At 66.5% G+C, this 15,133-nt stretch carries 11 protein-coding genes; 8 read left to right on the forward strand and 3 right to left on the reverse strand.

Annotated features, from left to right (window positions below):
* The first annotated feature begins 46 nt into the window (after positions 1-46).
* The 4 genes from PV773_RS10680 to PV773_RS10695 are packed head-to-tail and all read left to right on the forward strand — an operon-like array spanning position 47 to position 2,397.
* Entirely contained in the window at positions 47-304 is a 258-nt protein-coding gene (locus tag PV773_RS10680) for a hypothetical protein (RefSeq protein ID WP_347966321.1), read from the forward strand.
* 4 nt (positions 305-308) lie between these two features.
* Positions 309-1,214, forward strand: a complete 906-nt coding sequence (gene pdxY / locus PV773_RS10685; protein WP_347966322.1) for a pyridoxal kinase PdxY — start codon at positions 309-311, stop codon at positions 1,212-1,214.
* Positions 1,211-1,960: a DUF429 domain-containing protein gene (locus PV773_RS10690; RefSeq protein ID WP_347966323.1), complete on the forward strand. Its 750-nt coding sequence runs from the start codon at positions 1,211-1,213 to the stop codon at positions 1,958-1,960. The genes pdxY and PV773_RS10690 overlap by 4 nt, the downstream gene beginning before the upstream one ends.
* Positions 1,961-1,989: 29 nt before the next feature.
* Complete coding sequence (locus tag PV773_RS10695; RefSeq protein WP_347966324.1) at positions 1,990-2,397, forward strand: nuclear transport factor 2 family protein; 408 nt, start codon at positions 1,990-1,992, stop codon at positions 2,395-2,397.
* 17 nt (positions 2,398-2,414) lie between these two features.
* Here the strand turns inward: PV773_RS10695 and PV773_RS10700 are convergent, their stop codons facing one another.
* The gene (locus PV773_RS10700; protein ID WP_347966325.1) at positions 2,415-3,662 is read right to left on the reverse strand and encodes a multidrug effflux MFS transporter; all 1,248 of its coding nucleotides are present in this window, start codon (positions 3,660-3,662) and stop codon (positions 2,415-2,417) included.
* Positions 3,659-4,135 (reverse strand): MarR family transcriptional regulator, encoded by a 477-nt coding sequence (locus tag PV773_RS10705; protein ID WP_347966326.1) that lies wholly within the window; start codon positions 4,133-4,135, stop codon positions 3,659-3,661. Before PV773_RS10705 ends, PV773_RS10700 begins: the two co-directional genes overlap by 4 nt.
* A 130-nt stretch (positions 4,136-4,265) precedes the next feature.
* Between PV773_RS10705 and PV773_RS10710 the strand changes: the two genes are divergently transcribed.
* The 3 genes from PV773_RS10710 (at position 4,266) to typA (ending at position 9,441) form a co-directional block, all read left to right on the forward strand.
* A complete protein-coding gene (locus tag PV773_RS10710) occupies positions 4,266-6,314 on the forward strand; it encodes a M3 family metallopeptidase (RefSeq protein ID WP_347966327.1) in 2,049 nt (682 codons plus the stop codon).
* A gap of 214 nt (positions 6,315-6,528) precedes the next feature.
* Positions 6,529-7,488 carry a small ribosomal subunit Rsm22 family protein gene (locus PV773_RS10715; protein WP_347966328.1) on the forward strand — a complete coding sequence of 320 codons (960 nt, stop codon included), beginning with the start codon at positions 6,529-6,531 and terminating at the stop codon, positions 7,486-7,488.
* A 132-nt stretch (positions 7,489-7,620) separates the two neighbouring features.
* Positions 7,621-9,441, forward strand: a complete 1,821-nt coding sequence (gene typA / locus PV773_RS10720) for a translational GTPase TypA (protein WP_340038073.1) — start codon at positions 7,621-7,623, stop codon at positions 9,439-9,441.
* 61 nt (positions 9,442-9,502) lie between these two features.
* Here the strand turns inward: typA and PV773_RS10725 are convergent, their stop codons facing one another.
* Entirely contained in the window at positions 9,503-9,817 is a 315-nt protein-coding gene (locus PV773_RS10725; RefSeq protein WP_347966329.1) for a YciI family protein, read from the reverse strand.
* Between the two features lie 399 nt (positions 9,818-10,216).
* On the opposite strand from PV773_RS10725, the gene PV773_RS10730 reads away from it, so the two are divergent.
* The gene (locus tag PV773_RS10730; protein WP_347966330.1) at positions 10,217-15,022 is read left to right on the forward strand and encodes an NAD-glutamate dehydrogenase; all 4,806 of its coding nucleotides are present in this window, start codon (positions 10,217-10,219) and stop codon (positions 15,020-15,022) included.
* Positions 15,023-15,133: the final 111 nt, after the last annotated feature.

A 15,133-nucleotide genomic window follows, 5' to 3' on the forward strand; every position in this document is an offset into this window, starting at 1 on the left:
GAGAAAACCGGGCGCAGACGGCAAAGTCGCCGGGAGACATTCGACGATGGCGTCGCCCAGAAACAGCGATGGCGAGAAGGAATCGCGCCGCATTCTCGACCGCGTGGCGCGGGAGAGCGACGCCGGCGGCGGGGCCTTCGTCAGGCGCAAGGCCGGCGAGATGGCCGACCACCTCGGCGCCGCCGACGTCGACAAGTCCGACCGCATCGAACATATCGGCACGCGCATCGGCCGCATCCTCGGCTTCGTGCTGACCATCGGGCTGATCCTTTGGCTGGTGAACTTTCTGGTGCGGGGCGGATGAGCTCATGACCGTTCGGGCCGAACAAGCCGCGCCGCGCGCGGTCATCGTCGTGTCGAGCCATGTGGCGCGTGGATCGGTCGGCAACCGCGCGGCGGTGTTCGCGCTGGAGACGCTCGGCCATCCGGTCTGGGCCGTTCCCACCGTCATCCTGCCCTGGCACCCCGGGCATGGCCGGGCCACGCGGATCGTTCCTCCCGCCGAGCAGTTCGCGGCCTTCATGGCCGACCTCGAACGCGCGCCGTGGCTCGGCGAGGTGGCGGCCGTGCTGTCGGGATATCTCGGCGAACCGGGGCAGGTCGAGGCGGTGGCCTCCCTGGTCAGGGCCGTGAAGGCGAAGAACACGCGGGCACTCTATGTCTGCGATCCCGTCATCGGCGATTCCAGCGGGCTCTATGTCGCCGATTCCCTTGCCACGGGTATCCGCGATACGCTTTTGCCGTTGGCCGATATCGCCACCCCCAATCGCTACGAGCTGGAATGGCTGGCCGGCACCACGCTGGAGGACATGCGCGCAACGATGGCGGCTGCACTTGCCGCACGACCTGCGACGATGCTGGTGACGTCGGCGCCGGCGATGATGACGGGCGGCACCGGCAACCTGCTGGTGACGGCCGCGCAGGCGATGCTGGCCGAGCACCGTACCGTCGAGCGCCCGCCCAACGGCCTGGGCGACCTGACGGCCGCGGTGTTCCTGGCGCGGCTGCTCGCTGGCCAGCCCATGGCCAAGGCGCTGCAGACGACCACCGCATCCGTCTACGAAATCCTCGCCCGCACCTCGAGGCGCGGCGGCGACGAACTGCAGCTCGAAACCGATGCGCAGAGCCTGTCGCATCCGATGGCACAGGTGGAGCTGCGCAATCTCATTCACCCTTCGCGGAGCCGAAAACCCGGCATGGAGTCAGAGGCGTGACGGTTGCCGGCGTCGACGGCTGCAAGGCCGGCTGGGTCGCGGTGATCCGGCACGACGCCGAGTTGCTGCCCGCGGCCAGGGTGTTCGCCGGCTTCGCAGGATTGCTCGCCGCGCTGCCGGACGATGCGACCGTCGCCGTCGACATGCCGATCGGACTGCCCGAGCTTTCTGGAAGGGGCGGCCGCGGGCCGGAGGCCCTCGTGCGGCCCTTGCTGGGCGAACGGCAGTCGAGCGTCTTTTCGATCCCGTCGCGGGCGGCGGTGCACGCCGAGACCGCCGCGTTCACCGATCTCGACGCCTGGCATGCGGCGCACCGGCGGGCAAGCGAGGTCGCGATGCGGACTTCATCGCCGCCTCGCGGCGTGTCGATCCAGGCCTTCGGCATATTCTCCAAGATCCGCGAGATCGACGCGCTGATGATGGAGCGGCCGGACCTGCGCGGGCGGGTGATCGAATCGCATCCCGAGGTGGCATTCTGGAGGCTCAACGGCGAGCGTGCGATGAGCCTCCCGAAGAAGATCAAGAGCAGGGTCAACCCTGCCGGCATGGAGGAGCGCAAGGCGCTGCTGGCGCGGGCAGGGCACGATCTCGATCGGCCGCCGCCGCGGGGTGCTGCGACGGACGACTTCCTCGACGCCTGCGCGATGATGCTGGTTGCCGAGCGCCACCGGCGCGGCGAAACCGGAAGCTTTCCGACCCCGCCGGGATACGATGCCCATGGCATTCCGGTGGCGATATGGGCCTGATGCCCTGGGTCCGAAGCGGGAGGCCGGCCATGACGGCAATGCTGAAGCTTGTCGCAGCCGCCACCCTGCTGGTGGCCGCCCTTGCCTCCGCCCAGGGAAGCGATGTCGTCGACCGTTGGTACGAGGCGCTGCTTGAGGTCGACCGGGCAGCACTCGCCGGCCTGCTTGCCGACAATGCCGAGATCCGTCTCGATGATGTCGGCGTTACCCAGACCAAGGCCGAATTCATCGCGTCGATGGACGAGTGGGAGGCGGCCGTGGCGGGTGCCGCCATCCGCCATAGGGTCGAGAGCAGGGACGGCGATGTCACGACCGGCCTTGCCTGTTACGATTTCCCCAGCAACGACACGCTGATGCGGGAGATTTTCACCATCAGGGGCGAACGGGTCGTCGCCATTTCGCAGGTGAGCCTCGGTGAGAACTGCTACGGCATCTAGCTGCCGTTGCACGGAAGCTATTTCAGCCGCGTCATGATGGACGGTTCGGGCAGTCGGCTCCAGCCCAACCAGGAAATGATGGCCATGAGGCCCATGATCGGGATGACGGTGGCAAGGGCTGTGACCGGATCGCCGATCATGGCTGAGGCCGTGCCCCCGACGAGGCCTGCGCCCATCTGGAAGAAGCCCATCATCGCGGAAGCCGCGCCGGCATTCTTGGGGAAGGGGGCGAGGGCTGCCGTCATCATCGCCGGCAGGACCATGGCGATGCCGAAGGCATAGATGCCGATCGGACCCATGACGAGCAGGAAGGTCGGCTCGTACATGCGCAGGAGCATCGCCATCGAGATGGAACCCAGGGCGACGAAGATCAGGCCGAACGGCACCAGGCGAGCCGCGCCGAAGCGCGGCATCAGCCGGCGCGTGATGAGCGCGCCAAGCATGAAGCTCGCCGTCTGCATCAGCATGCCTATGCCGAACTGGGTGGCGGTCAGGCCGACGCGATCCATCAGGATGAATGCCAGCACCGTCGCCTGGGTGTAGATGGCACCTGAGGTGCCGGCGACGACCAGGCTGCACAGGATGAAATAGGGGCTGCGCAGCAGCGACCCGTAGGAGCGGATGAGCGCGCCCGGCCGGATGCGGCTCAGGTCGCGCTGCACCGTTTCGCGCAGGGCAAAGATCGTCACCAGCATGACGACGACGCCGAGCAGAACCATGACGACGAAGATGGCATGCCAGCCGAAGAGTTCCATCGTCACGCCACCGAGGGTGGGCGCGATCGCCGGGCCGAGCGCCAGCAGGATGCCGATCATGTTCATGATACGGGCCGAGCGCTCGTGGGTGAAGACGTCGCGGACGACCGCGCGCGACACCGACACGCCGACGGCGGCGCCCACGCCCTGGAGGAAGCGGGCGACGACCAGCGTCTCGATGTTGGGGGCGAGCAGGGCGAGCACGCTGGCGGCGAGGTAGATGGCCATGAAGGCGAGCGTGATCGGCCTTCTGCCAAAGCCGTCCGAGAGCGGTCCGCAAACGAGCTGGGCGAAGGCGAAGCCGCCGAAATAGAGCGACAGCGTCATCTTCACCGCCGCCTCGGTGGTGCCGAAGGCCTTGACGATCTCGGGCATGGCCGGGGTGAACAGGGCGAGCGAGATCGGGCCGATGGCGACCATCAGGCCGCCGATCAGCGATACCCGGCGCTCGCTCATGATCGGTTCGGGTGCAACAGCCTCGGCGGGGGCCATTTCCGTACGCATGTTCATGCCGCCGCACTCTCGCCGGACTGCGCCTCGGCCCGGAGCGCGAGCAGGTTTTGGCGCGAAATCCGGAGGGCGGCGAGAACGCGCTTCCAATCGTCGGGATCGATGCCGCGCGCGGCGTCGCCGCGGATGCCGGCGGCGATCGGCTCGATCCGGGCAACCACTGCCGTGCCGGCTTCGGTCAGCGTCACCAGCTTGGCGCGGCGGTCGGCGGGGTCGGGCTGCCGCTCGACATAGCCCTTGCCTTCGAGGCGATCGATGAGCCCGCTGAGCGTCATCGCCTCGACGCCGAGCCGCTCGGCGAGCGCCGCTTGCCGGATCGGGCCGGCGCGGCGGACGTTGAACAGCACCCGGCCTTCGCCGGTCGTGAGCCCGAGCCCCGCCTCGGTGGTACGGTGGTCCATTTCGGCGCGGATCAGCCGGGCGATATCGGTGACGATGAAGCCGAAGGTCTCGGTGTCGCTGCTGGCAGCCATAATGATAAGTAATCCTTATTATATGGTTTGCTTAGTTTATCGGATGCGGCGCGTCAAGGCGGTTGCGCAGTCCCGGTCGCAGCCCTACATCGGGACGGTCCGCACCCAAGGCCAATCAAGGAAGCTGTTCATGTCCGCCACGACCGATCTCGCGCGCCATCCGCTGACCCATTGGACCGGCCCGCTCGGCCTGCCCGACTTCACCAGGATCGAGGACGGCGCCTTCGGACCGGTGTTCGATGCAGCCCTTGCCGCGCATGCGGCCGAGGTCGAGGCGATCGCCAACAATGCCGAGCCGGCGACCATCGCCAACACGCTGGAGGCACTGGAACTGGCAGGCGAGGCGCTCGACCACGTTTCGGCGATCTTCTGGTGCCGCGCCGGCGCCCACACCAACGACGCGATCCAGGCGATGGAGCGCGAGATTTCACCGAAAATGGCCCGCCATTTCTCTCAAATCTCGATGAACGAGAAGCTGTTTGGGCGCATAGACGACCTCTATTCCCGCCGCGCCTCGCTCGGCCTCGATGCCGAGACGCTGAGGGTACTGGAGAAAAGCTGGAAGGGCTTCGTCCGTTCGGGTGCCAAGCTCGACCCCGAGGGCAAGAAGCGGCTGGCGGCGATCAACGAGGAAGCGGCGTCGCTGGGCGCCAGGTTCGGCCAGAACGTGCTCGCCGACGAAAAGGAATGGGTACTGTTCCTCGACGAGGGCGATCTCGCCGGCCTGCCGGAGTTCGTGCGCGGGGCTATGGCCCAGGCTGCAGAAACGCGCGGCCAGAAGGGCAAATATGCCGTCACGCTGTCGCGTTCGATCTATGAGCCGTTCACCACCTTCTCCGAACGGCGCGACCTGCGCGAGAAGGCGTTCAAGGCGTTTGCCGGGCGCGGCGAAACAGGCGGCGAGACCGACAATGCCGCTGTCGTGCGCGATACCCTGCGGCTGCGTGCCGAGAAGGCCAAGCTTTTGGGCTATGAGAGCTATGCGGCGCTGAAACTCGACGACACCATGGCGAAGACACCGAAGGCGGTGATGGAGCTGCTGGAGCCGGTGTGGAACAAGGCGCGCGAGAAGGCGGCGGCCGACGAGGCCGAGCTGCAGCGCCTGGCAGCAAGCGCCGGCAGCAACGAGAAGCTGGCCGCCTGGGACTGGCGCTTCTACCAGGAGAAGCTGCGCGCCGAGAAATACGCCTTCGACGAGGCGGAGCTGAAGCCGTACCTGCAGCTCGAGCGCATCATCGACGCCTGCTTCGACGTCGCCACCCGCCTGTTCGGCATCACCTTCAAAGAAGTGCCCGGCATCGCCGCCTGGCATCCCGACGTGCGCGTCTTCGAGGTGTTCAATGCCGACGGCAGCAAGCGCGGCCTGTTCCTGGCCGACTACTTCGCACGGCCCTCGAAGCGCTCGGGCGCGTGGATGAGTTCACTGCAGTCGGGCTACAAGCTGGGCCACGGCGCCGCGCCGATCATCTACAACATCATGAACTTCGCCAAGCCGAAGGAAGGCGAGGCGGCACTGCTGTCGCTCGACGAGGCCAAGACGCTGTTCCACGAATTCGGCCACGCGCTGCACGGCATGCTGACCGATGTCACCTGGCCGTCGGTCTCGGGCACTTCGGTCAGCCGCGACTTCGTCGAACTGCCGTCGCAGCTCTACGAACACTGGCTGACGGTGCCGGCGGTGCTGGCAAAGCATGCGCTGCACTACAAGACCGGCAAGCCGATGCCGAAGGAACTGCTCGACAAGATGCTGTCAGCCAAGACCTTCGGCGCCGGCTTCGCCACCGTCGAGTTCACTTCGTCGGCGTTGGTCGACATGGCCTACCATGCGCGTCCCGACGCGCCGGCGGAGCCCGCTGCCTTCGAAGCCGAGACGCTGGAAAAGCTCGGCATGCCCGAGGCGATCGTCATGCGCCACCGCACCCCGCATTTCCTGCACGTGTTCTCGGGCGAGGGCTATTCGGCCGGCTATTATTCCTACATGTGGTCGGAGGTGCTCGACGCCGACGCCTTCGCGGCCTTCGAGGAGACGGGCGACGCCTTCAACGCCGACATGGCCGAGAAGCTGCGCAAGCACATCTATTCGGCCGGCGGTTCCGCCGATCCGGAAGAGCTCTACAAGGCCTTCCGCGGCAAGATGCCGTCGCCGGAAGCGATGATGGAAAAGCGCGGGTTGGTTTAAGGGGCAATCCGGCGGGGTTGAGTTCCTTCCCACCCCCCTCTGTCCTGCCGGACATCTCCCCCACAAGGGGGGAGATCAGCAGCTTCGCCGCCGACGTTTCTTCGCGAAATTGCTGGGCGATAGCGCTGATGACGGCCAATCTCCCCCCTTGTGGGGGAGATGCCCGGCAGGGCAGAGGGGGGTGCGAAAGATCGCGGCCGTTGAGGTATGACATATGGAACTACCGGCAGCATTGCGGGCGGCGGTCGACCGGGCGCTGGACGGCGTGCCGCTCGCCGAGTTGCAGCGTGCTGCCGACACGCTGTCTAAGCGCTACCGCGCCGAGCTGCGTGACGGCCGCCTGCACCTGTCGGACGAAATGTTCGCCCGTGCCTATCTGGCGACAAGATTGCCGGCGACCTTTGCCGCTGTCAGGGCAAGCCTCGAAAGCGCTACCGAACTGATCCCGGACTTCGCGCCGAAGAGCCTGCTCGATGTCGGAGCCGGTCCAGGCACGGCACTTTGGGCAGCCTCCGATTGCTGGCCGTCGCTGGCGTCGGCCCGGATGCTCGAGGCGAGCCCTTCGATCCGCAAAGTTGGCGAATCCCTGTCGGCCCATGCCGGGCTCGAGAGGGTCGAGTGGACGTCGGCCGACGCCAGCAAGGCCATCGACGCGGGAAAGGCCGACCTAGTGACGCTCGCCTATGTGCTGGACGAACTGTCGCCGGCCGAGGGGCTGGCGCTGGTGGAAAGGCTCTGGGCCGCGACTGACGGCTTGCTGGTCATCGTCGAGCCGGGCACCCCCGCCGGCTGGAAGCGCGTGATGGCGGTACGGGCGCTGCTGATCGAGCGCGGGGCGCATCTGGTCGCTCCCTGCCCGCATTCAAAACCTTGCCCGCTCGCCGAGCCTGACTGGTGCCATTTCTCGCGCCGCGTAGCCCGTTCGCGCCTGCATCGGCTGACCAAGCGCGGCGACGTGCCGTGGGAGGACGAGAAGTACATCTTCGTAGCGGCCGCCCGCCAGCCGGCCGAATCCTTCGACGCCAGGGTGCTTGCGCCGGCCCGTGGCGGCTCGGGCAAGGTTGACGTGAAGCTCTGCCTGGCCGACGGTTCGGCCGAACAGCGGCTTCTGACCAAGCGCGACGGCGACCTGTTCAAGCGCGCCCGCCGGGCGGACTGGGGCGACATTTTGTAAGCTTGCCGGCGCGCTGAATCTCAGTCGATTTGTCCGCCCCCCTTTCGCACCTGCGAAAAAACCTGTATGAGCCCGCCAACCGAAAACGCGGCGCGTCGACAGGCTGTGCCGGCAACGCTCCCGAGTTATCATATGAACCTCCGCAATATCGCGATCATCGCGCACGTCGACCATGGCAAAACCACGCTCGTCGATGCGCTCCTCAAGCAATCCGGCTCCTTCCGTGAGAACCAGCGCGTCGCCGAGCGCGCGATGGACTCGAACGACATCGAAAAGGAACGCGGCATCACCATCCTAGCCAAGGCGACCTCGGTCGACTGGAAGGACACCCGCATCAACATCGTCGACACCCCTGGCCACGCCGATTTCGGCGGTGAGGTCGAGCGCATCCTGTCGATGGTCGACAGCGCGATCGTGCTGGTCGACGCCGCCGAAGGTCCGATGCCGCAGACCAAGTTCGTGGTCGGCAAGGCGCTCAAGGTCGGCCTGAAGCCGATCGTCGTCATCAACAAGATCGACCGTCCGGACGCCCGCCACCAGGAAGTCATCAACGAGGTGTTCGACCTGTTCGCGGCCCTCGACGCCACCGACGAGCAGCTCGACTTCCCGATCCTCTATGGTTCCGGCCGTGACGGCTGGGTTTCCGAGAATCCGGAAGGCCCGAAGGATCAGGGCCTGGCACCGCTTTTCGACCTCGTGCTCAAGCACGTTCCGGCGCCGACCGTTAACCCCGGCCCGTTCCGCATGATCGGCACCATTCTCGAGGCCAACCCGTTCCTGGGTCGCATCATCACCGGCCGGATCGAATCCGGCACCCTCAAGCCGAACCAGGCGGTGAAGGTTCTTCACCATGACGGCTCGCTGCTCGAAAACGGCCGCGTCTCGAAGATCCTGGCTTTCCGCGGCCTCGAGCGCCAACCGATCGAGGAAGCACAGGCGGGTGACATCGTCGCCATCGCCGGCCTGTCGAAGGGCACCGTCGCCGACACATTCTGCGACCCGGCCGTGACCGAGCCGCTGCATGCCCAGCCGATCGATCCGCCGACCGTCACCATGTCCTTCATCGTCAACGACTCGCCGCTGGCCGGCACCGAAGGCGACAAGGTCACCAGCCGCGTCATCCGCGACCGCCTGTTCAAGGAAGCCGAAGGCAACGTTGCCCTCAGGATCGAGGAATCGGCCGACAAGGATTCGTTCTTCGTGTCGGGCCGTGGCGAGCTTCAGCTGGCCGTGCTGATCGAGACGATGCGCCGCGAGGGCTTCGAGTTGGCCGTGTCGCGTCCGCGCGTCGTCATGCAGAAGGACGAGAATGGCGAACTGCAGGAGCCGATCGAAGAAGTCGTCATCGACGTCGACGAGGAGCATGCCGGGGTCGTCGTGCAGAAGATGAGCGAGCGCAAGGCCGAGATGGTCGAGCTGCGGCCTTCCGGCGGTAACCGCCAGCGCCTGGTGTTTCATGCGCCGACCCGCGGCCTGATCGGCTACCAATCAGAGCTTCTGACCGACACGCGCGGCACGGCCGTGATGAACCGCCTGTTCCATTCCTATCAGGGCTACAAGGGCGAACTGCCCGGCCGCACCAACGGCGTGCTGATCTCCAACGAGCAGGGCGAGGCCGTGGCCTATGCGATGTGGAACCTGGAAGATCGCGGACCTATGGTCATCGACGCCGGCGTCAAGGTCTACCAGGGCATGATCATCGGCATCCACAGCCGCGACAACGACCTGGAAGTCAACGTGCTCAAGGGCAAGAAGCTGACCAACATACGCGCCGCCGGCAAGGACGAGGCGGTCAAGCTGACCCCGCCGATCCGCATGACGCTGGAACGCGCGCTCGCCTGGATCCAGGACGACGAGCTGGTCGAGGTGACGCCTAAGACCATCCGCCTGCGCAAGCTCTATCTCGACCCGAACGAGCGCAAGCGCTTCGAGAAGTCGAAGGGCGCGGCATAAGCCTCGGCTCTCCGGAACTTCGAAAGGGCGTCTCCACTGGAGGCGCCCTTTTTGTCTGCAGCTACATCTGGATGATGGGTGCGACCTCGATCGAGCCGCCGGCATCGAGGATCGGGCAACCCTTGGCGATGCGCGCCGCATCGGCCGGGTCCTTGGCGTCTATGACCGAATAGCCGCTTGCGGGGTTGGCGCCGCCGTCGTTGGCCACCGAACCGCCCGGCGAGATCGTCTGCGACTTGCCGACCGGCGCGCCGCCGTCGACGACGGCAGCGCCCAGACCGGCGAACCAGTCCGTCCAGGCTTTCATCACCTTGGCGCCTTCTTCCTCGGACTGCGGCATCGAGCCGCCGTGATAGACGAAGAGAAACTTGGTCATGACCTGCCTCCCTGGCGCCGTCATGCCGGTTCTTCCGGCCGGCGCAGCGCAACCATCCGCCCGAAGCGTGTCATGGACAAGCCCGGATTGCGCGGATCGAGCAGATTCAAGGCCGCCCAGGCACGCCGGCTTCTGCGTAGCAGGCGGGCGATGCGAATCGCGAATCGGGTGAGCGCAGCAGAGTGGCCGCAGCCATCGCAGCGCGATCCTGACGCTTTTGTCGGCAACCTGGCGTGGCGGCATTGCTTGCGGACGCTGCGTCAGCCTGTCGAATAGGCAGGTTGCGCCTATCGGGCAGGCATTTTTCCATACCTTTCGTCAAACCTTTGTCGCTAACGGCAGGCCTTCTGCTACGATAGTCGTAAAAGCATATATGACGGGACGGGAGATACTGACGTCATGGCCGCATCCGTGAAGTCCAAGGCAAAGACCGCCAAGGCCGCTTCTTCTTCTTCGCAATCCACCAAATCCGCCAACCGGCCGCCTCAGCTTCTCGAACTGCTGCTTGCCCGCGCTCCTGCAGAAGACGTGGCCGACTACGAACCCGGCATGCTGGAGCGTGCGGCGCAACTGGCAGAGAAGGCGGTGATGAAGCACCGCAAGGGCTCTTCGGTCATAGACATCGAGACCGAGGCCGGCCTCGTGCGTCACGGCCGGCCCGTGACGGTGGTGACGGTCGTCAACGACAACATGCCGTTCCTGTTCGATTCGGTGCTCGGCGAAATCACCGACGCGGCGGGCGAGCCGGTGTTCGTCACCCATCCGGTCATCCATGTGCGCCATGGCCGCTCGAGCGTCGAAGAGATCCTGAGCGACGGCGGCAGCCACAAGGGCGATGAGGCCGCCGACAAGGTCAGCGTCATCCACGTGCATATCCCGGCCCAGGGCAAGGATGCGGCGGAAGCGCTGCGCGAGCGGCTGAAGAAGCTGCTCGGCCAGGTGCGCGCTTCCGTGACCGACTGGAAACGCATGCTGGCGCGGCTCGACCAGGCGATCTCCGAGTTCCGCTACGCGCCGATCCCGCTCGACAAGAACGCGGTGACCGAGGCCATCGCCTTCCTCGAATGGCTGCGCGACGACAACTTCACCTTCCTCGGCATGCGCGAGTTCAAATATACCGGCGGTGAGAAGAGCGGCACGCTGGAGCGCGCCGACAAGCCGGGCCTCGGCATCCTCGCCGACCCCGACGTGCTTGTCCTGCGCCGCGACACCGTCGACGCAACCTCGACGACGCCGGAGATCCGCGCCTTCCTGCATGGCCCGGACCCGCTGATCGTGACCAAGGCAAATGCCAAGTCGGCCGTGCATCGCCGTGCCTATCTCGACTACATCGGGGTCAAGACCTACGACGCCAAGGGCCAGCTTTCGGGCGAGCTGCGCATCGTCGGCCTGTTCACCTCGACCGCCTACACGCGCTCGGTCATGAAGATCCCCTACCTGCGCTCCAAGGCGGAGGCGGTGATCCACAAGTCGGGCTTCGATCCCGCCGACCATTCGGGCAAGGCGCTGACCAACGTGCTCGAATCCTATCCGCGCGACGAACTGTTCCAGGTCGCCGTGCCGACGCTGCGCAAGCATTCCGAGGCGATCCTCGGCCTGATCGAGCGGCCGCGGGTGCGGGCTCTCGTGCGCGTCGACCAGTTCGACCGCTTCGTTTCGGTCCTCGTCTTCGTGCCGCGCGACCGCTACGATTCGGTCGTGCGCGAGAAGATCGGCGCCTATCTGAAGACGGTGTTCGAGGGCCGGCTGTCGGCCTATTACCCGGCCTTCCCCGAGGGCGGGCTGGCGCGCGTCCACTTCATCATCGGCCGCTCCGGCGGCAAGACGCCCAAGGTCGAGCAATCGACCATCGAGGCGGCGATCCGCGACATGGTTCGCACCTGGGAGGACGGACTGCGCGAAGCTTCCGCCGAGGCCGGCTCCCCCGCCTCGCTCGTCAGCCTCGCCAACCATTTCCCGCAAGACTACCAGAACAGCTTCTCGCCGGCGGCGGCACTGGTCGACGCCGGGCGCATCGCCAGCATCGGTCCTTCGAACCCGATCGTCATCGACTGCTACCGCGATACCGGCCAGGCGCCGGAACAGGCGTCGCTGAAGATCTATCATCACGCCGCGCCGGTGGCGCTGTCGCGGCGCGTGCCGCTGCTCGAGAACATGGGCTTCCGCGTCATCAGCGAGCGGACGTTCGAGCTCGGCGAGAAGGGCGAAGACCAGATATTCATCCACGACATGGAGCTGGAGAACGCCTACGGCCAGCCGATCGACCTCGACGATGGAGGCGCGCTGTTCGAGGAGGTGTTCCTTTCGGTCTGGAACGGCGATGCCGACAATGACGGCTACAATGCGCTTGCCCAGACGGCGGGGCTGGGTTCCAACGAGATCGTCATCCTGCGCGCCTATGGCCGCTATCTGCAGCAGGCGGGCATTCCGCAGAGCCAGGATTTCATCGCGGCAGCCCTGAACCGCTATCCCGACATCGCGCGCGGGCTGCACCAACTGTTCCTTGCCCGACTCGACCCGGCGCAGGAGAAGGACGGGCTGGTCACGGCCAAGCATCTCAAGGCCAAGATCAAGGACGCGCTGGAAGGCGTGCCCAACATCGACGACGACACCATCATCCGGCGCTACGTCAACCTGATCGAGGCGTCGCTCCGCACCAACCACTTCGTCGCCGGCAAGAAGGAGCGTGGCCAGTCGCTGGCGATCAAGCTCGATTCGCGCAGCGTCGACGGCCTGCCCGAGCCGCGCCCGTGGCGCGAGATATTCGTCTATGGCTCCGAGGTCGAGGGCGTGCATCTGCGCTTCGGCCCGGTCGCCCGCGGCGGCCTGCGCTGGTCGGATCGCGCCCAGGACTACCGCACCGAGGTGCTTGGCCTGGTGAAGGCGCAACAGGTCAAGAACGCGGTCATCGTGCCGGTCGGCGCCAAGGGCGGGTTCTTCCCCAAGCGCCTGCCCGTCGGCGGCAGCCGTGACGCCGTCTTCGAGGCCGGCAAGGCGGCCTATATCAACTTCGTGTCGTCGATGCTGTCGATCACCGACAATCTCGACGGCGACAAGGTGGTGCCGCCCGCCGGCGTGATACGGCGCGACGTCGACGATCCCTACTTCGTCGTCGCCGCCGACAAGGGCACGGCCACCTTCTCCGACACCGCCAATGCGATCAGCGAAGGTCACGGCTTCTGGCTCGACGATGCCTTCGCCTCGGGCGGCTCGGCCGGCTACGACCACAAGAAGATGGGCATCACCGCGCGTGGTGCCTGGGAGGCGGTCAAGCGGCATTTCCGCGAGATGAACCGCGACATCCAGACCTCGCCCTTCACCGTCGTCGGCGTCGGCGACATGTCGGGCGACGTGTTCGGCAACGGCATGCTGCTCTCCGAGCAGACCCGGCTGATCGCCGCCTTCGACCACCGCGACATCTTCATCGATCCGGATCCGGACCTGGCAGCGTCGTTTGCCGAGCGCAAGCGCATGTTCGCCCTGCCGCGCTCGAGCTGGCAGGACTACGACAAGTCCAAGCTTTCGTCGGGCGGCACGATCGTGTCGCGGTCGCAGAAGTCGGTGACGCTGTCGCCGGCGGCTGCAGCCGCCATCGGCCTCGAAAAGACCTCGGCCTCGCCGACCGAGATCATGAATGCCATCCTCAAGGCGCCGGTCGACCTGCTGTGGTTCGGCGGTATCGGCACCTATGTGCGGGCGATCGGCGAGACCAACCAGGAAGTCGGCGACCGCGCCAACGACGCCATCCGCGTCACCGCGGGCGAGCTGCGCGCGAAGGTGATCGGCGAGGGCGCCAATCTCGGCGCGACGCAGCGGGCGCGCATCGAGTTCGGCCTCAAGGGCGGGCGCTGCAACTCGGACGCCATCGACAATTCGGGCGGCGTGAATTCCTCCGACGTCGAGGTCAACATCAAGATCGCGCTGGCTTCTGCGATGCGGAAGGGGTCGCTCCAGCGTCCGGCCCGCAACAAGCTGCTGGCCGAGATGACCGAGGAAGTTGGCGGCCTGGTGCTTGCCAACAACTACGAGCAGACGCTCGCGCTGTCCTTGGCGCAGCGGCGCGGATTGCAGGACATCGCGCATCAGGGCCGGTTCATGAGCACGCTCGAAGGGCGTGGCCTGCTCGACCGCGGGGTCGAGAACCTGCCGAGTGCCGCAGCACTTGCCGAGCGTCAGGCGCGCGGCGAGCCGTTGACGCGGGCCGAGCTCGGTGTGCTCTTGGCCTATGCCAAGATCGTGCTGTTCTCGGATATCATCGCCAGCGATTTGCCCGACGATGCGCATCTCGCGCGCGACCTCATGGGCTATTTCCCCGAGCGGATGGCGAAGAAATACGATGTCGAGATCGGCGGCCACCGGCTGCGGCGCGAGATCATCACGCGCGTGCTCGTCAACGACCTCGTCAATCGCGGCGGGCCGTCCTTCGTCAACCGCCTGCAGGAGGCGAGCGGACGGACGGCGGCGGATGTGGCGCGTGTGTTTGCGGTGGTGCGCGACGGCTTCGCGCTGCCGGCGCTCTATGCCGAGATCGACGCACTCGACAACGTCGTCGACGGCTTGACCCAGCTCGACCTCTATCAGGCGGTGAGCCGCCTCCTGTTTGCCACCAGCGGCTGGTACCTCAGGAACGAGCACGGCGACGCCCCGCTGGTGAGTCGCATCGAGGAACTGCGGCAGGCGCGCACGGCACTCGAGCACAAGTTCGAGGGTATGCTGCCTGGCTTCACCCGCGACCGCATCCAGAGCCGCAAGGCGGGCTTTGCCGCCGCCGGCGCACCGGAAAAGCTCGCCGAGCGGCTGTCGCTGCTCGAGGTGGGCGAGTTGGTCCCCGACATCGCCCTGGTGGCGAAGACCGCCGGCGCCGACATCGTCGCCGCCGCGAGGGCGTTCTTCGGCGTCAGCGAGGCGTTCCGCATCCCGCGCATCGAGGATGCCGCACAGGCGATCTCCACTGCCGACTACTACGAGGGCATGGCGCTGGCACGGGCGTCCGACACCATCGGCGCTGCGCGCCGGGGCATCGCCGTCGCCACGCTGACGGGCTTCGGCAGTGCCGCCGATCCTGTGACGGCATGGCTCGAGGCAGGTGGCGAGCGCATCGGCCGCATCCGCGAGAGGCTGCAGGCATTGACCGAGGGCGGCGACATCAGCGTGTCGCGGCTGACGGTGGCTGCCGGCCTGATGAGCGACCTCTCGGCGAGGTGACCGCCTGCCCATTTGGCCTGCCGCGGTTGCCGCGGCGGGCCTCTTCGTCCAGGATCGTGCAAGCCTGCGGCGCTAGGAACGTATCCGGCGCGGGGCGGCCGCGTTCGTGGA

This window comes from Mesorhizobium sp. CC13 (assembly GCF_039907765.1).
GTDB lineage: Bacteria > Pseudomonadota > Alphaproteobacteria > Rhizobiales > Rhizobiaceae > Aminobacter.

Coding starts and splice junctions, on each gene's coding strand:
- PV773_RS10680 (WP_347966321.1), top strand. CDS start 47: ATGGCGTCGCCCAGAAACAGCGATGGCGAGAAGGAATCGCGCCGCATT.
- pdxY (WP_347966322.1), top strand. CDS start 309: ATGACCGTTCGGGCCGAACAAGCCGCGCCGCGCGCGGTCATCGTCGTG.
- PV773_RS10695 (WP_347966324.1), top strand. CDS start 1,990: ATGACGGCAATGCTGAAGCTTGTCGCAGCCGCCACCCTGCTGGTGGCC.
- PV773_RS10700 (WP_347966325.1), bottom strand. CDS start 3,662: ATGAACATGCGTACGGAAATGGCCCCCGCCGAGGCTGTTGCACCCGAA.
- PV773_RS10705 (WP_347966326.1), bottom strand. CDS start 4,135: ATGGCTGCCAGCAGCGACACCGAGACCTTCGGCTTCATCGTCACCGAT.
- PV773_RS10710 (WP_347966327.1), top strand. CDS start 4,266: ATGTCCGCCACGACCGATCTCGCGCGCCATCCGCTGACCCATTGGACC.
- PV773_RS10715 (WP_347966328.1), top strand. CDS start 6,529: ATGGAACTACCGGCAGCATTGCGGGCGGCGGTCGACCGGGCGCTGGAC.
- typA (WP_340038073.1), top strand. CDS start 7,621: ATGAACCTCCGCAATATCGCGATCATCGCGCACGTCGACCATGGCAAA.
- PV773_RS10725 (WP_347966329.1), bottom strand. CDS start 9,817: ATGACCAAGTTTCTCTTCGTCTATCACGGCGGCTCGATGCCGCAGTCC.
- PV773_RS10730 (WP_347966330.1), top strand. CDS start 10,217: ATGGCCGCATCCGTGAAGTCCAAGGCAAAGACCGCCAAGGCCGCTTCT.